Below are 15,471 nucleotides of genomic sequence, written 5' to 3'. Positions count from 1 at the left end.
GTCGGGCGGAGTGACCGGCGCGACAGCCCGGCCGATCCGGCCGGGCGTCCCGTGAGCAGGCGGAACAGCGCTGGTGAAGGTCCTGCGCAGTCCACCACCTCCTCGGGGGACCTGCAGGGATGACCGCATAGCATGGGCGGGGCGGTTCGGGGGCCCGGCCGAGTCCGATCCGGTCGACGAGAACCCTTCCGCGTGACGACCCTGCCGCCACGCCGTCCGGTCCGGAGCCCGCGCCGGCCGACCGAGCATCGAGGAGACCCGCATGAACATCGTCGACTGGGCCGTGAGCACCATGGACAGCCTCGGCACCCTCGGTGTCGCCTTGCTGATCTTCCTGGAGAACCTGTTCCCCCCGATCCCCTCCGAGGTGATCCTGCCGCTGGCCGGCGTGGCCGCGGCAGGCCCGAACAACACGTACTGGGCGATGCTGCTGGCCTCGATCAGCGGCTCGATCGCCGGGGCCTGGCTGCTGTACGGCCTGGGCCGCCTGCTCGGCCCGGAGCGCCTGCGCACGATCTTCCTGAAGCTGCCGCTGCTGCACGTGAAGGACTACGACAAGACCGTCGACTTCATGGACAAGCACGGCCACAAGGCCATCTTCTTCGGCCGCATGGTGCCGGGCGTGCGCTCGCTGATCTCCATCCCGGCGGGTCTGTACGCGATGCCACTGGGCATGTTCACCCTGCTCACCCTTGCCGGCAGCACCATCTGGAACACCGTCTTCCTGACCATCGGCTACGTCATGGGCAGCAACTGGACCGTGATCGAGCCGTACACCGACATCTTCTCCAACGTCGTCTATGCGATCGTCGCCCTGGTCATCCTGGTCTTCGCGATCCAGCTCATCCGCCGCGAGGTGGCCCGTCGCCGGCTCGGACTGCCGGATCCGGACGAGGCGCTCCTCGAGCAGGAGGAGAACAGGACCGAGGACTCCGGGCGCGACGGCGCGACCGAGGACTCCGGGCGCGACGGGACCACCGCGCGGCCCGACGGGACCTCCGGGTCCGCGCGGTGAGTGCGGAGTCTTCCGCCGGCGGGCCTGCGCCGGGCGAGCCCCGGGGCGGCGCGGACGCATCGGGTGAGCCCCGGGGCGGCGCGGACGCATCGGGTGAGCCCCGGGGCGGCGCGGACGCATCGGGTGAGCCCCGGGGCGGCGCGGACGCATCGGGTGAGCCCCGTGATCCCGGTAATGCGCCGGATCGCGTCGTCGGCGTCGGACCCCATCCCGAGCCGTGGCCGACGGACCCGCACCTGGACCCCGAGCTCCTCGCCGCCGGGGACCGCCGCAACGTCGAGGACCGCTTCCGCTACTGGCGCCGCGAGGCGATCGTGGCCGAGCTCGACACCCGCCGCCACGACGTGCACGTGGCCATCGAGAACCTCGACCACGACGCGAACATCGGCTCCGTGGTGCGCACCGCGAACGCCTTCGCCGTCGGCGCCTTCCACATCGTCGGTCGACGGCGCTGGAACCGTCGCGGGGCCATGGTCACCGACCGCTATCAGCACGAGATCCACCATCCGGATGCGGCGGACCTCGTCGCCTGGGCCCGCCGGGAGGGTCGGCCGCTGGTCGCGATCGACCTGGTGCCCGGGGCGATGCCGATCGAGCGCACCCCGCTGCCGCGCGACGCCGTGCTGGTCGTGGGGCAGGAGGGGCCGGGCGTGAGCCCGGAGCTCCTGGCCGCCGCCGACCTCGTCGTCGGCATCACCCAGTTCGGCTCCACGCGCTCGATCAACGTCGCCGCCGCGGCCGCGATCGCGATGCACACCTGGATCCTGCAGCACGCCGAGGTCCCCGAGGGGCCGCTGCGCTGAGCCGTCAGCGCGCCGCGATCGCAGCCCTCGGCCCGTCCCGGCCCCTTCCGCGGGATGAAAGGCCCGGTCGGCATGGAGGCGCCCTATGGGACAATGGGGAGGATAGGACGGCCCTGCGCGGCGCACAGCGCGCCCCCGGCCGTCATCACGCCGCTCGACCCAAGGAGAATGCCTCATGGCAGTCGCAACCCCGGATCAGTACGCAGAGATGATCGACCGCGCCAAGGCGGGCAAGTTCGCCTACCCGGCCGTCAACGTCTCCAGCTCCCAGACGGCCACCGCCGCGCTGCAGGGCTTCGCCGAGGCGAACTCCGACGGCATCATCCAGGTGTCCTTCGGCGGTGCCGAGTACCTCTCCGGCTCCACCGTCAAGGACCGCGTCGCGGGCTCCATCGCGCTCGCCGAGTACGTGCACGCCGTGGCGAAGAACTACTCGATCACCGTCGCGCTGCACACCGACCACTGCGCCAAGGAGGTCCTGCCCACCTGGGTCGAGCCCCTGATCCAGTGGGACCTCGAGAACCGCGTGAACAAGGGCCTGGACCCGCTGTTCCAGTCGCACATGTGGGACGGCTCCGCCGTGCCGGTCGACGAGAACCTCGAGATCGCCGAGCGCCTGCTGGAGAAGTCCGTCGAGGCCAAGAAGCTCCTCGAGATCGAGATCGGCGTGGTCGGCGGCGAAGAGGACGGCGTGCAGGCCAACGTCTCCAACGACAAGCTCTTCTCCACCCCCGAGGACGGCCTGAAGACCGCCGCGAAGCTCGGCCTGGGCGAGAAGGGCCGCTACCTGACCGCCCTCACCTTCGGCAACGTGCACGGCGTCTACAAGCCGGGCAACGTGAAGCTGCGCCCGAAGGTCCTGGACGAGATCCAGACGGCGGTCGGCAAGGAGTACGGCACGGAGCGTCCGTTCGACCTGGTCATGCACGGCGGCTCCGGCTCCACCGAGGAGGAGATCTCCGAGGCGCTGGACTACGGCACCATCAAGATGAACATCGACACGGACACCCAGTACGCCTTCACGCGTCCGGCCGCGGCGCACATGTTCGACAACTACGACGGTGTGCTGAAGGTCGACGGCGAGGTCGGCAACAAGAAGGCCTACGACCCCCGCGCCTGGGGCAAGAAGGCCGAGGCCGGCATGGCGGCTCGCATCGTCGAGGCCTGCGAGAACCTCCGCTCGGCGGGCACCCACGCCTGAGCTGACGCGAGCAGATCCGCCCCTGGGCGGAACATCGCACGAGAAGAGGACCCCGGAGCACGAGCTCCGGGGTCCTCTTCTCGTGGTTCACCTCATCACGGCGCGACGGTCGGCGCGGCATCGCCCAGGACGCGGTCGGCGCGGTGGCCGATCGGCGCGGTCACCACGCGGTGCCGTCCCGGTGGTGGGCGGCGACGGTCACCAGCGGTTGCCGGCGGCTCGCCCCATCACGCGCTTCAGCGCCGGCAGGACATCGGCCAGGAAGATGCCCGCGATGACGATGCCGATCAGCATGAACAGCATGGAGGGCCCACCGCGGCCGATCGGATAAGGCAGGGACAGGAAGCCCACCAGCACGGCGACGCCGGTGAGCACGGACCAGAAGACCTTCGTGCGCTTGCCGGCCGCGACGTAGGCATCGGCGCGGAACCTCAGCGCGTTGACGAAGGCCCAGACCTCCGCCGCCAGGAGGGCCAGGGCGAGCACGAGGAAGATCCACATCTGGATGAGGGCGATCATCGCACCAGGATACGGGTCGGGACTGAAGGGACGCCGGGCGGGGCGAACATGACGGGTCACCGCCGCCGGTCGGGGTCGGAGCGGGAAGTGATCAGCAGCTCGAGGGCCTCGGTGGTGGCCGGGGGCTCCAGAGCCCGCATCTCCGTCGTCAGCGGACGTGGACCGATGGCGTCGCCGTCCGCGGCGATCACCAGGCTGGGCAGGAACTGCTTGGCCTCGGCTGCGGTCAGCCCGGTGGCCTGGAGCAGGTCGATCGCGAGCGAGCGCAGCTGGACCGTGAGCGTGACGCCCTCGAAGTGTCCGGCGCGGCCCGGCCGGACGCCCTCGTCGTTGCGCAGCAGCATCTCCGGCGTGAGGTAGGAGCAGTACAGCTGCAGCTTGCGCCGAGCGGTGGTGAAGTCGACCTCGTCGTGCGTGACCGCGGTGGACAGCTCCGTGACCGCGTCCCGGGCGGCCAGCAGGGCGTCGGCCAAGGTCGAGTGCGCATCGCCGTGGACGGCGTCGAGGAACTCCGTCTGTCTCCGGGCGATCACGCGCATGTTCCGCATCGCGCGGTCGGAGCCGATCAGCAGGTGCTCCAGACGTCCCACGTCGTCGGCGTGGCGCAGCCCGGACGGGGAGAAGGTCGCCATCTCGTTGGCGACGTCATTGGCCAGGGTCCACTCGTCGGTGTACTTCTGGGAGGAGTCGCGCAGGGTGACCAGCGCGGCCTGCGAGACGTCCCGGTCGCCGCTGCGCGCGGCCAGGGCCAGGGACACCAGGGAGTTCTCGAGCTCCTGGTAGAAGGAGATCGCCGCGCGGGACTGCAGGCGCCGCGGATCCCCGGAGAGCAGCAGGTGGACGATGATCGCGACCACCACCCCGGTGACCGCGTCCAGCACGCGCCCACCCGGTGTCATCGTCGGCGTGATCGGCATGATCATCACCAGCAGCGACTGGATCGCGGTCTGGAAGCCGAACAGGTTGGACTTGTCGATGAACCGCGCGAGCATGCCGGCGCAGAACACCACCACCAGGATCTGCCAGGTCCCCGAGCCGATGACCTGCCGGGCGACCTCGCCGAGCAGCACCCCGAACATCACCCCGGAGGCCATCTCGACGATCTTGCGCATCTTCTTCTCGATGCCGAAGCCGATGATGACGAAGGCGACGATCGAGGAGAAGAACGGGAACTCATGACCCCACAGCATGCTGGAGACCAGGTATGCGAGGCTCGCGGCCACGGCGGCGCGGCTGATGGTCAGCACGTCCTGGCGCCCCCGGGACAGCCCGGTGACGAACCAGGAGGAGACCGAGGAACGGGCTCTCTCGAGCACCGGGATCGCCGTGGTCGCGGTGGAGCTCTTCGAAGAGGTCTCGTCGTGGCGATTCATGGGCGCACCGGGTCCTCGAGCCGCATCTCCAGCAGCTCCTCGAGGCGGAAGGTGTCCCCGTCACGCGCCCCGCGGCCCACCACCAGCGGCGCCATCGACGGCTCGGGCGTGGCACCGCGCAGCCGGGCACGCAGACCGCCGTCGACCCGCATCACGTAGTAGCGGCCCTCGGCGTCCACGGCGAGGGAACGGTCCTGCTTGAGGTACCAGCCCTGGAGCGCCGTGCGGATCGTGCCGGAGCCGGTGTACGGCCGCGCGCGCAGCGCGACCGGAGCGATGCCGGCGTCCTGGAAGCGCTCGACGGCCTCGCGGATGATGGACGTCGCCCGACGGTGCTCGTCCGCGCGGGCCGCCTGCAGCGCCTGCTCCTTGACCTCGAACACCTGCCGACGCTGTCGGCTCCAGTCCTCCTGGTCGGCCTGTGCACTCATGGTCGTCATTCTTCCAGGTCCGCGCCGGGCGCACAGGCGTCGGCCGTAGGAGGGCGGTGCGGATGCTGTGGTGACGGCGTGGACGCCGGGCCCCGGATGTGAGGAGGGGGTGGATCCGGCCCGATGCCGAGTCCGCCCGTCAGCGCTCGGCGGCCGCCTCAGAGCTTGGCGGTGACCGGGCGCTCGCCGTGCTCGCGGGGCACCACGATCGGCTCCTGCGAGGCGTCGATCCACACGGCGTCGGAGCCGCCGTCCCCGGTGGAGACGGGGACCTGCACCATCAGCGCGCCGTCGAGCGGGACCGCACGACGGATGACGGCCAGGGCGATCGGGCCGAGGTCGGCGTGCAGCGCGGCGGAGGTGACCGTGCCGACGACCTTGCCGTCGGCGTTCTCCAGACGCACCTCGCCCCCCGGGGCGACGGGGACGTCCTGGGAGCCGTCCAGGTGCAGCATCACCAGGCGCCGCGGCGGCTGGCCGAGGTTCAGCACCTTGGCGACGGTCTCCTGGCCCCGGTAGCAGCCCTTCTCGGTGTGCACCGAGGTGCGCAGGAGGTCCAGCTCATGAGGGATGGAGCGCTCGTCGACCTCCCGGGTCGCGCGGGCCCGATGATCGGCGATCCGCAGCGCCTCCCAGGAGCTCATGCCGGCCAGGTGCTCGTCGCGCCAGGGCAGGTGGGCGAGCGCGCCGGCATCGGCGACGGTGAGCACGGCGCCGACGGGGTCCTCCGGATCGGGGCCGTAGGCGACCCCGCCCGGGGCGACCTGCGGCCACGGCTCGGCCCAGACGGCGACGGGCTCCGGCAGCTCCAGCCCGGCCAGCACCTCGCCGGCCGGGGCGAGGGCGCCCAGCACCCGCAGGTCGTCGCGATCGGTCAGCTCGACGCGGGCCGCGAAGCGCATCATCTCGAGGTACTGCCGCAGACCCTGGCGGCGGCCGGCGTCCAGGATCAGCAGCAGCGCGTCCTCGTCCAGCACGACGGCGGAGGCGAGGTGCTCGACGCGGCCGCGCGGGGACAGCACCGCCAGGCTCGCCGACGAGCCGACCGGGGTGCCCGCGAGCACCTGGGTGCTCACCGTCGTCATCCAGCTGCGAGCATCCGCCCCGCGCACCTCGAGCACCTCGAACTGGCCGAGGTCGACGACGGCTCGGCCCTGCAGCAACCGGCGCTGCTCGCGCAGCGGAGCGCCGTAATGGGCAGGCACGGACGCATCCGGGCCGTCGCCGAGGACGGCTCCGGTGCTCAGCAGCGGACGGACGCCGCGCGCAGGCTGCTCGGGCTGGGGGTCGGGGAGGGCATCCTGATCAGGCACGGGTGAGCTCCACGGAGAGGTAGGGGGTCATGGTCGATCCGTCGTCCCCTTCCGCGCCCGCGGGCAGGCGCTGCTCCCACAGCCACATCAGGCGTCCGCTGACGTACCCGAACATGCGGGTGGCGGAGACCTGGGCCGGGGTGTCGGGGGCGGCGAGCGCGAGCTGCACGCGGGGCCCGCGGACCTCGCCCGACCAGCTCTCGTCGGCCCCGTCGCGGCGCTCGAAGTGCGCCTGGAGCGCATGGGAGACGAATCCGGCGGGGTCGCCGGGCTTCGCGGCGCGAGCGGCGGCCAGGTCCTGGCCGGGCAGGGGATCGCCGACGGTCCAGATGCCGTCCTCGCGCATCAGCAGGGTCCGCTCGCCCGATCCTGCGGGAGCGGGCGTCGCGGCCTCGTCACGGGAGAAAGCGCTGGTGGGGGGCAGAGGAGCGGGGTCGTCGACCTCGTGGATCGTCGAGCGCCAGCCGAGGGTGCCGTCCTCCCGGGCGCTGCAGACCAGCTGCTGCTCGATCCGCCGGTCGGAGGCGTCGGGGTCCTCGGGGCGATGGAGGGCACCGGTTCCCTGCCAGGTGCCGATCAGCCAGGCCAGCGGATACAGCGACTCGGGCATCGAGGCATCGAGCGTGATGGGCATGGGATTCGCAGCGGCCGATCAGTGGTCGAACAGGCGGGAGATCACCAGGGCGGCGAAGGCCAAGGTGCCGAGGCCCACCAGGACCACCAGGATGATGAAGAAGATGGAGAGTGCGGACATGGCACCGAGTCTATCGTCCCGGGCCGGCCCTCAGGGGAGCAGGAGCACGGCGAGGTGGGCGAGGACGCCCGCCGTGGCGACCGGCACCGCGCCCACCGCGAGAGAGGGCACCGGTTCCCGGGCCACGAGCGAGGAGCCCACCAGCAGCTGCGCGCAGCCGGCGCCGATCGTGATCAGCAGGCCGAGGCCCGCGGCGATCAGGAGGCCGAGGCCCGCCAGCGAGGTGGCCAGCAGAGCGGTCACGCCGATGCCTGCCAGGGCGGAGACGATGGAGCGCAGCGTCGGCGGCAGCGGCGTCGCATTGAGCAGCAGGGTCGCGGCCAGCCCGGCGGCGACGGCCGCGACCAGGCCGCTGCGGCCGCTCGAGATCGCTTCGGTCTGGGCGAGCACCCAGGTCGCCGAGATCCCGGCGACGAACACGCCCGCGATGGTGCCGGTCAGGGATGCGGTCAGGTCCCGGCGGTCCGATCGCAGCATCTGGTGGGCGAAGGCGGCGAAAACTCCCACGGCACAGACCATCACGATCCCGGAGATCGGCGAGAAGCGGTCCGTCGAGCTCGCGGCGAGGACGGCGCCGGCCACTCCGACTCCGGCGAGCACGGCACGGGTGCCGACGGGGGAGGGGAGCTCGAGCAGATCCGGCCAGGCGAGCGCGACCAGCAGTGTGAGCAGTGCGACAGCCCCTGCCATGAGGGTGGGTGAGGCGGGACCGGTGAGGGAGACCAGGGCGAGCAGGAGCGCCAGGGCAGCGCCGAGCGGAGCGCGCTCGGGTGCGGTCATGGGGCCTCCCTCGCACTCGTGTCCGGTCTCTGCGCGGTCGCCGACGGCGGTCGTCTAACGGGCGCTACAGTGGCAGTCTACGAGCGCCCGCTGGCGGCGGCACACTCAGCATCATCCAGAGCCCCGGAAGGACCTCATGATCACGACGGCTGCTCTGTCGCAGTCCCACGGCGCGGCGATCCAGGAGCTGCTCGAGGCGGTCACTGCCCACGACGGGGTCTCCCCGTTGGACGAGGCGGCCCGGCTCGCGATCACCGCAGGAGACGCGCAGCACCTGCTGCTCGGACCCGATGGTGACGCGCCCACGGAGGCCGACGAGGCCGCGGTGCCGCCGACCGGCTATGCGAGCGTCCTGGCCGACGGCACCGTCCAGGGGATGGTCCGTCCCGATCAGCGCCGTCGCGGACACGGCACCGCCCTGTTGCGCGCAGCGCTGGACCTGCGACCTGACGCCGGGGTGTGGGCCCACGGCGCGCTCGAGGGCTCCCTCGCCTTCCTCACCGATGCGGGACTGCACGAGACCCGTCGACTGCTGACCCTCCACCGGCCGCTGGGGCCGGCGCACCCGGTGCCCGAGGTGCCGGCGCCGACCCTGGAGGACCTGCAGCTGGACACCTTCGTGGCGGACCGCGACGCGGACGCGTGGCTCGAGGTCAATGCCGCAGCCTTCGCGGACCATCCCGAGCAGGGCGCGCTGACCCGCGAGGACCTCGATCAGCGCCTGGCCGAGCCGTGGTTCGATCCCGAGGACCTGCTGGTCGCCCGCCGTGGCCAGGACCTCGTCGGCTTCGTGTGGGTCAAGCGCGAGGCGGAGGTCGAGGCAGGCGCCGGGGCCGGGGCAGCGGACGCAGAGATCTATGTGGTGGCGACCTCGCCCGCGGTGCAGGGCCACGGCGTGGCCGGCCACCTGCTGGCCACCTCGCTGACCCGGCTGCAGGAGGCCGGGGTGCCCGGTGTGGAGCTGTATGTCGAGGCCGACAACGCCCCCGCGCTGGCGCTGTACGAACGGTGGGGATTCCGCGTCTCGGGCCGGGACGTGCAGTTGCGCATGGCAGAGAAGAGCTGATCGATGCAGGTCGCCCCCGGGAAGCCGCCTCCCGTCCTCGCCGCCGGGGCCCTCGCCTGGCGGGAGGGGAAGACAGGGACCGAGGTGCTGCTGGTGCACCGGCCGCGCTACGACGACTGGTCGATCCCCAAGGGCAAGCTCGACAAGGGCGAGACGTTCCCGGCCGCCGCCGTGCGCGAGGTCGCCGAGGAGACGGGATATCGGGTGCGGCTGCACCGGCCGCTGCCGGCCTCTGTCTACCTGCTGCCCGACGGTCGCACCAAGATCGTGCAGTACTGGTGCGGGACCGTGCGGGCGACGTCGGCGCCGGGTCCCGTGGACGCCTCCGAGGTCGACGACGTGACCTGGGTGCGCCTGGAGGATGCCGAGCACCTGGTGACGCGTCAGGGCGACCAGGTGTGCCTGGCCACTCTGCGCAGGTACCGGGAGGCCGAGGAGCTCACGACCGTTCCGATCATCATCCAGCGCCACGGTGCGGCGCTGGCGCGCAAGAAGTGGCGCAAGGGGGAGACGAGCCGCCCGTTGAACTCCAAGGGGCGCAAGCAGGCCCAGGCCCTGCCCCTGCTGCTGGACGCCTTCGACCCGCGCAGCATCGTGAGCAGTCCTTGGAAGCGCTGTGTGGCCACGGTCGATCCGCTGGCCCGGGTCGAAGGGCTCACGATCCGCACCAAGGACGCGCTGACCGAGGCGGATCACGAGGACCATCCCTCCAGGACCCGGGCCGTGATCGAGCGGGTGCTGCACGAGGCACAGGGCACCGTGGTGTGCACACACCGGCCCGTGCTGCCCTCCGTGATCCGGGCCGTCCGGGAGGTGGCCCGCCCCGGCGCCGCGCTCGAGCTGCCGCGCCAGGATCCGTACCTCGCGGCCGGGGAGGCCCTGATCCTGCACACGACGTCGCAGGGTGCGGTGGTCGCCATCGAGCGTCACCTGCCCAACATCAGCTGACGCACCACGCAGCAGATACGATGTGCACGACTTCCGAGCAGGGGACGAGGGGCAACAGATGAGCATGTGGGACCCGGCCGGGTACGACGGGAACGACCGCGATCGCGGGAGCGAGGACAGCCGACGCTCGGCGGATCCCTACGCCGACGGGACCTGGGGGCAGGACCCCTACGCGTCGAGATCGCACGGAGATGACCCGTACGAACCGGGCAGTGCCGACCCCTATGCGTCCGGCGATGCCGCTCCGTACGGCGGCGCGGCCTCCGACGACGGTTTCGGCTCCTTCTCCGCCTCCTCCGGTCCCCCGGGCGCAGCGGGCCACGGCTCCGTCGGACCGACCTACGGCGCCGGCCCGGCATGGCCCGCGGCCGCTCCCGGCTACGCCCCGCCCCCGCCCACCTCTGCGATGGCGCTGACCGGATTCATCGTCGGCCTCGCCTCCCTGGTCCTGTGCACCGGGCTGACGGCGCCCGTGGGCCTCGTCTTCTCGATCCTCGGCATGCGCGAGACCGGCCCGACCGCGGAGCCCGTCAGGGCAGGGCGCGGATTCGCGATCGCCGGTCTGGTGATCAGCATCCTCGGCACGCTGCTCCTCGCGCTCTTCGTGGCCTACATCGTGCTCATCATCGGATTCGGCATCTACGCCGGCTCGACCTCCTGAGCGCTGACCCGGCCCGCTCCTGAGCGCTGCCCCGGCCCGTTCCCGAGCGTCGACCCGGCCCGTTCCCGAGCGGTGCCCCGGCCCGCTTCCGAGCGCTGCCCCGGCCCGGCATCGTGCGGTCGACCGGGGCCGGGCCCGGGCACGCCCGGGGAGCCCGGACCGCGGTGCCGGAGAGCGGTGCGGATCACAGGTGCACGGCGGGCCCCGCGCCGCTGTGACCTGATCGGTATCTGCGGCGCCACCAGGGCTTTCTTGAGGCCGATCGTGCTGTTCACCTGCTGTTCACGCGCGAGCGGGCGGCTCGTCACCTGCGCTCCTTAGCGTCAGCGCCGACAGACTTCGCACCACGTCGCCTCATGCGTCCCCGGGCCCTCGGCCCCGAAAGGAACAGCAGTGAACGTTCGCAAGAACAAGCTCGTCTCGCTCGCCGCACTCGGCCTGGTCGGCGGCCTCGCGCTCTCCGCCTGCAGCGGGGGGTCGTCCGCCTCCTCCGAGGGGTCCGATGCCGGGGGTGCCGCCGGCGCCGGCAACTACGCCGAGCTGACCGGCAACCTCGCCGGCGCCGGGGCGTCCTCCGCGGCCAACGCTCAGACCGCCTGGACCGAGACCTTCATGGGGATGACCCAGGCCGAGGGCGGCGACCTCACGGTCACCTACGACGCCACCGGGTCGGGCACGGGCCGCGAGCAGTTCCTCGCCGGCCAGGTCTCCTTCGCCGGCTCCGACGCCGCGATGGACGAGGAGGAGCTGGCCGCATCCACCGAGGTGTGCAACGGCGAGCAGGCCTTCAACGTGCCGCTGTACATCTCCCCGATCGCCGTGGTGTTCAACCTCGAGGGCGTCGACAGCCTCAACCTCCCGCCCGAGGTCCTCGCCGGCATCTTCGCCGGTGACATCACGACCTGGAACGATCCGAAGATCGCCGAGCACAACCCGGACGTCGACCTTCCCGATACCGACATCGTCCCGGTCCACCGCTCCGACGACTCGGGCACCACCGAGAACTTCACCGATTACCTCTCCCAGAACGCCCCCGACGCGTGGACCCATGGTCCCGTGGAGACCTGGCCGATCTCCGGGGGGCAGTCCGGCAACGGCACCTCCGGCATGATCTCGACCGTCCAGGGCGGCGAGGGCACCATCGGCTACGCCGACGCCTCGCAGGCTGGCGACCTCGGCGTCGCCGCCGTGCAGGTCGGCGACGAGTTCGTCGAGTACAGCTCCGAGGCGGCCGCCAAGGCCGTCGACGTCTCCCCGCGCGCCGAGGGCCGCGAGGAGAACGACATCGTCTTCGAGCTGGACCGCACCACGGAGGAGTCGGGCGTCTACCCGATCGTCCTGGTCTCCTACCTGGTGATGTGCGGCTCCTACGCGGACGCCCAGACCGGCCAGGCCGTGAAGTCCTACGCCTCCTTCATCACCTCCGAGCAGGGCCAGCAGATCGCGGCCGAGAACGCCGGGTCCGCCCCGCTGACCGAGGAGCTCTCCGCCGAGGTCCAGAAGTCGATCGACAGCATCAGCGTCGGCTGATCATCGCTCCTGCACAGGGTCGTGCCGCCGAGCCATTCGTGGCTCGGCGGCACGACCATGTCACCGCCCCCGCCCCCGAAGAGCTCTGAGGAAGGCCCCTGTGAGCACCACTGACGTCGCGCCGGAGACCCCGGACGCACCTCCGACCTCGATGAGGACCAGCGGACGCCGGCTGGGCGACTCCGTCTTCTCGGTCCTGAGCATCGGCTCGGGACTGCTCATCTTCGTCACCCTCGCCCTGGTGGCCGTCTTCCTCACCAGCGAGTCCGTCCCCGCCATGAGGGAGAGCCGGGAGATCCTCGGCGACGGCGCGAAGTTCTCCTTGGTCGAGACGACGCTCCCGCTGATCTTCGGCACCGTCCTGGCCGCCGCGCTCGCCCTGGTCATCGCGATCCCGATCTCCGTCGGCATCGCCCTGTTCATCTCGCACTACGCGCCGCCGCGCATGGCCTCCGGGCTCGGCTACATGATCGACCTGCTGGCCGCCGTGCCCTCGGTCGTGTACGGCCTGTGGGGCGGGATCTGGCTGGTCCCCAAGATGGAGCCGCTGTACGTCTTCCTCAACACGTACTTCGGGTGGATCCCGCTGTTCGCCGGCGACCCGCATGCGCCGATGCGCAACCTGGCCTCCGCCGCGATCGTGCTGGCCGTGATGGTGCTGCCCATCATCACCGCCGTCGCCCGCGAGGTGTTCCTGCAGACCCCCAAGCTGCAGGAGGAGGCCGCGCTCGCCCTCGGCGCGACGCGCTGGGAGACCGTCCGCACCGTCGTGCTGCCCTTCGGTCGCAGCGGCGTCGTCGCCGCCTCGATGCTCGGCCTGGGCCGCGCGCTCGGCGAGACCATGGCCGTGCTGATGATCCTCGCGCCCGGAGCGACCTTCTCGTTCCACATCCTCGAGGTCGGCATGCACCAGACCATCGCCGCGAACATCGCCGCGAAGGAGGCGGAGTCCGCGGGCACCGAGATGTCGCTGCTGATCTTCACCGGGTTGGTCCTGTTCGTCCTGACCTTCCTGATCAACGCCGCCGCCCGCTGGATCGTCGCCCGCAGCGGCGCCAAGAGCTGAGGTCATCATGAGCACCACGACCCCCACCTCCGAGTACACGCCGCCGACCACGATGCGGTCGGCACAGGAGCGCCGCCTGCCCTGGTACCACCTGGTCCTGACGGGCCTGGCCGGTCTGCTCGTCGCGATCGCCGTGCTCGCGATCGTCGACGCCCTGTCGATCCCCAGCGCCGTCCTGCTGGGCTTCCTGCTCCACCTGGCCTTCGGCTACCTGTACGCGAGGATCCGCGAGGGCCGCCGCTGGGCGATGGAACGACTGATGACCCTGCTGGTCATCGGAGCCTTCGCCGTCGCGATGTTCCCTCTGCTCTCCCTGCTGTGGGAAGTGGTCTCCCGTGGCCTGGTCCGCGTCATCGAGGCGGCGCCGAGCCCCTTCGCCTTCTGGACCTCGGACATGTCCGGGATCATCGGCGGCGCGGATGCGGGCGGTGTCGTCCACGCGGCCATCGGCACGCTGCTGATCACCTTGTGGGCATCGATCATCTCCATCCCCATCGGGCTGTTCACCGCGATCTTCCTGGTCGAGTACGCCGACTACGGCTGGCGCCGCGTGCTGGGCAAGGGCGTGACCTTCCTGGTCGACGTCATGACCGGCATCCCCTCCATCGTCGCCGGCCTGTTCGGCCTGGCGCTGTTCATCGCGATCCTGCCCGACGAGGGCGTGCGCATGGGCATCATGGGCGCGGTCGCGCTCTCGCTGCTGATGATCCCCACCGTGGTCCGCTCCAGCGAGGAGATGCTGCGCCTGGTGCCGATGGACCTGCGCGAGGCGTCCTACGCCCTGGGCGTGCCGAAATGGCTGACCATCGTCAAGGTCGTGCTGCGCACCGCGATCGCCGGGCTGACCACCGGCATCACCCTGGCCATCGCCCGGGTGATCGGCGAGACGGCCCCGCTGCTGCTCACCGTCGGGATGGTGACCTCGGTGAACTGGAACATGTTCGACGGCCGCATGGCGACCCTTCCGACCTTCATCAACCAGCAGTACAAGGCCGGCAGCGCGAACTGCATGAGCGATACGGTCACCGACCCGTTCACCCAGCAGGTCTACGCCTGCGCGACCACGGCCAACATCGATCGAGCCTGGGCCGCGGCCTTCACCCTGATCGTCATCGTGATGGTGCTGAACATCATCGCCCGACTGGTCAGCCACTACTTCTCCCCGAAGCTCAGCCGCTGAGCCGGGCCTCACGAAAGGACACCCGATGGCAGCCCCTCAGCCCATCAACGTCGAGGACCTCGACATCTACTACGGCGACTTCCTCGCCGTGGAGGGCGTCGACGTCCAGATCCGCCCCCGGTCGGTGACCGCCCTCATCGGCCCCTCAGGCTGCGGCAAGTCGACCTTCCTGCGCACGCTGAACCGCATGCATGAGGTCATCCCCGGCGCCTATGCCCGGGGGAAGATCGAGATCAACGGGGAGAACATCTACGACCCCCGGGTCGATCCCGTCAACGTGCGCCGTCGCGTGGGGATGGTCTTCCAGAAGGCCAACCCGTTCCCGACCATGTCGATCCGGGACAACGTCCTGGCCGGCGTGAAGCTCAACAGCCGTCGCATGTCGAAGACGGCGAGCGAGGAGCTGCTCGAGAGCTCGCTGCGGGGCGCCAACCTGTTCGAAGAGGTCAAGGACCGTCTCGACAAGCCCGGGATGGGTCTGTCCGGTGGACAGCAGCAGCGTCTCTGCATCGCCCGCACCATCGCGGTCAAACCCGAGGTCGTCCTGATGGACGAGCCATGCTCCGCGCTCGACCCGATCTCCACCCTCGCGATCGAGGACCTCATCCACGAGCTGAAGGAGGAGTACACGATCGTGATCGTCACGCACAACATGCAGCAGGCCTCCCGCGTCTCGGACCGCACCGGCTTCTTCAACATCGCGGGCACCGGCAAGCCCGGACACCTCATCGAGATCGACGACACCGACACCATCTTCACCAACCCCACGAACAAGCAGACCGAGGACTACATCTCCGGTCGCTTCGGCTGATCCGGGCCGTCGGCCGCCTG

Annotated in this window: 16 protein-coding genes; 10 read left to right on the top strand and 6 right to left on the bottom strand. The window is 70.9% G+C overall.

The annotated features are described in order from the left end of the window. Nucleotides 1-262: 262 nt before the first annotated feature. From BH708_RS09565 to fbaA, 3 genes are all read left to right on the top strand, one after another. Nucleotides 263-1,015: a DedA family protein gene (locus BH708_RS09565; protein ID WP_083713436.1), complete on the top strand. Its 753-nt coding sequence runs from the start codon at nucleotides 263-265 to the stop codon at nucleotides 1,013-1,015. Nucleotides 1,016-1,251: 236 nt separating this feature from the next. Then, nucleotides 1,252-1,818 carry a TrmH family RNA methyltransferase gene (locus BH708_RS09560; protein WP_076811070.1) on the top strand — a complete coding sequence of 189 codons (567 nt, stop codon included), beginning with the start codon at nucleotides 1,252-1,254 and terminating at the stop codon, nucleotides 1,816-1,818. 175 nt (nucleotides 1,819-1,993) lie between these two features. Next, complete coding sequence (gene fbaA, locus BH708_RS09555) at nucleotides 1,994-3,019, top strand: class II fructose-bisphosphate aldolase (protein WP_076808372.1); 1,026 nt, start codon at nucleotides 1,994-1,996, stop codon at nucleotides 3,017-3,019. Nucleotides 3,020-3,217: 198 nt separating this feature from the next. On the opposite strand, the gene BH708_RS09550 is transcribed toward fbaA, so the two are convergent. The 6 genes from BH708_RS09550 to BH708_RS09525 all read right to left on the bottom strand — a co-directional run bounded on the left by BH708_RS09550 (nucleotide 3,218) and on the right by BH708_RS09525 (nucleotide 8,189). Further along, on the bottom strand, nucleotides 3,218-3,538 hold the full coding sequence (locus tag BH708_RS09550; protein WP_076808371.1) for a DUF2516 family protein: 321 nt from the start codon (nucleotides 3,536-3,538) through the stop codon (nucleotides 3,218-3,220). 56 nt (nucleotides 3,539-3,594) lie between these two features. Further along, nucleotides 3,595-4,911, bottom strand: a complete 1,317-nt coding sequence (locus BH708_RS09545; protein WP_076808370.1) for an aromatic acid exporter family protein — start codon at nucleotides 4,909-4,911, stop codon at nucleotides 3,595-3,597. Next, a complete protein-coding gene (locus BH708_RS09540; protein WP_076811068.1) occupies nucleotides 4,908-5,342 on the bottom strand; it encodes a hypothetical protein in 435 nt (144 codons plus the stop codon). Before BH708_RS09540 ends, BH708_RS09545 begins: the two co-directional genes overlap by 4 nt. Nucleotides 5,343-5,500: 158 nt before the next feature. Next, nucleotides 5,501-6,655, bottom strand: coding sequence for a folate-binding protein YgfZ (locus BH708_RS09535; RefSeq protein WP_083713434.1), 1,155 nt, complete (start codon nucleotides 6,653-6,655; stop codon nucleotides 5,501-5,503). Then, nucleotides 6,648-7,289 carry an FABP family protein gene (locus BH708_RS09530; protein WP_076808369.1) on the bottom strand — a complete coding sequence of 214 codons (642 nt, stop codon included), beginning with the start codon at nucleotides 7,287-7,289 and terminating at the stop codon, nucleotides 6,648-6,650. The genes BH708_RS09535 and BH708_RS09530 overlap by 8 nt, the downstream gene beginning before the upstream one ends. Nucleotides 7,290-7,439: 150 nt before the next feature. Next, on the bottom strand, nucleotides 7,440-8,189 hold the full coding sequence (locus BH708_RS09525; RefSeq protein ID WP_076808368.1) for a hypothetical protein: 750 nt from the start codon (nucleotides 8,187-8,189) through the stop codon (nucleotides 7,440-7,442). A gap of 136 nt (nucleotides 8,190-8,325) precedes the next feature. Here BH708_RS09525 and mshD point away from each other — a divergent pair, with 136 nt between their 5' ends. From mshD to pstB, 7 genes are all read left to right on the top strand, one after another. Continuing rightward, on the top strand, nucleotides 8,326-9,255 hold the full coding sequence (gene mshD / locus BH708_RS09520; RefSeq protein ID WP_076808367.1) for a mycothiol synthase: 930 nt from the start codon (nucleotides 8,326-8,328) through the stop codon (nucleotides 9,253-9,255). A 3-nt stretch (nucleotides 9,256-9,258) separates the two neighbouring features. Next, nucleotides 9,259-10,203, top strand: coding sequence for an NUDIX hydrolase (locus tag BH708_RS09515; RefSeq protein ID WP_076808366.1), 945 nt, complete (start codon nucleotides 9,259-9,261; stop codon nucleotides 10,201-10,203). A 58-nt stretch (nucleotides 10,204-10,261) separates the two neighbouring features. After that, the gene (locus BH708_RS20335) at nucleotides 10,262-10,864 is read left to right on the top strand and encodes a DUF4190 domain-containing protein (RefSeq protein ID WP_076808365.1); all 603 of its coding nucleotides are present in this window, start codon (nucleotides 10,262-10,264) and stop codon (nucleotides 10,862-10,864) included. A 393-nt stretch (nucleotides 10,865-11,257) separates the two neighbouring features. Further along, the gene (gene pstS, locus BH708_RS09505; protein ID WP_076808364.1) at nucleotides 11,258-12,394 is read left to right on the top strand and encodes a phosphate ABC transporter substrate-binding protein PstS; all 1,137 of its coding nucleotides are present in this window, start codon (nucleotides 11,258-11,260) and stop codon (nucleotides 12,392-12,394) included. Between the two features lie 100 nt (nucleotides 12,395-12,494). Then, complete coding sequence (gene pstC / locus BH708_RS09500; protein WP_076808363.1) at nucleotides 12,495-13,460, top strand: phosphate ABC transporter permease subunit PstC; 966 nt, start codon at nucleotides 12,495-12,497, stop codon at nucleotides 13,458-13,460. 7 nt (nucleotides 13,461-13,467) lie between these two features. Continuing rightward, nucleotides 13,468-14,640: a phosphate ABC transporter permease PstA gene (gene pstA / locus BH708_RS09495; RefSeq protein ID WP_076808362.1), complete on the top strand. Its 1,173-nt coding sequence runs from the start codon at nucleotides 13,468-13,470 to the stop codon at nucleotides 14,638-14,640. Nucleotides 14,641-14,665: 25 nt separating this feature from the next. Then, nucleotides 14,666-15,451, top strand: coding sequence for a phosphate ABC transporter ATP-binding protein PstB (gene pstB, locus BH708_RS09490; protein WP_076808361.1), 786 nt, complete (start codon nucleotides 14,666-14,668; stop codon nucleotides 15,449-15,451). The last annotated feature ends 20 nt before the right edge of the window (nucleotides 15,452-15,471 follow it).

Source organism: Brachybacterium sp. P6-10-X1, from assembly GCF_001969445.1.
GTDB lineage: Bacteria > Actinomycetota > Actinomycetes > Actinomycetales > Dermabacteraceae > Brachybacterium.
The sequence above is the reverse complement of the archived record's forward strand: the minus strand, read 5'-3'. Positions and strand labels throughout refer to the sequence as shown.

What these genes read in the sequence shown, in the direction of transcription:
- BH708_RS09545 (WP_076808370.1), bottom strand. Translation starts at nt 4,911, where the DNA reads ATGAATCGCCACGACGAGACCTCTTCGAAGAGCTCCACCGCGACCACG.
- BH708_RS09530 (WP_076808369.1), bottom strand. Translation starts at nt 7,289, where the DNA reads ATGCCCATCACGCTCGATGCCTCGATGCCCGAGTCGCTGTATCCGCTG.
- pstB (WP_076808361.1), top strand. Translation starts at nt 14,666, where the DNA reads ATGGCAGCCCCTCAGCCCATCAACGTCGAGGACCTCGACATCTACTAC.
- BH708_RS09525 (WP_076808368.1), bottom strand. Translation starts at nt 8,189, where the DNA reads ATGACCGCACCCGAGCGCGCTCCGCTCGGCGCTGCCCTGGCGCTCCTG.
- mshD (WP_076808367.1), top strand. Translation starts at nt 8,326, where the DNA reads ATGATCACGACGGCTGCTCTGTCGCAGTCCCACGGCGCGGCGATCCAG.
- pstA (WP_076808362.1), top strand. Translation starts at nt 13,468, where the DNA reads ATGAGCACCACGACCCCCACCTCCGAGTACACGCCGCCGACCACGATG.
- BH708_RS09515 (WP_076808366.1), top strand. Translation starts at nt 9,259, where the DNA reads ATGCAGGTCGCCCCCGGGAAGCCGCCTCCCGTCCTCGCCGCCGGGGCC.
- BH708_RS09540 (WP_076811068.1), bottom strand. Translation starts at nt 5,342, where the DNA reads ATGAGTGCACAGGCCGACCAGGAGGACTGGAGCCGACAGCGTCGGCAG.
- BH708_RS09565 (WP_083713436.1), top strand. Translation starts at nt 263, where the DNA reads ATGAACATCGTCGACTGGGCCGTGAGCACCATGGACAGCCTCGGCACC.
- BH708_RS20335 (WP_076808365.1), top strand. Translation starts at nt 10,262, where the DNA reads ATGAGCATGTGGGACCCGGCCGGGTACGACGGGAACGACCGCGATCGC.
- fbaA (WP_076808372.1), top strand. Translation starts at nt 1,994, where the DNA reads ATGGCAGTCGCAACCCCGGATCAGTACGCAGAGATGATCGACCGCGCC.
- BH708_RS09550 (WP_076808371.1), bottom strand. Translation starts at nt 3,538, where the DNA reads ATGATCGCCCTCATCCAGATGTGGATCTTCCTCGTGCTCGCCCTGGCC.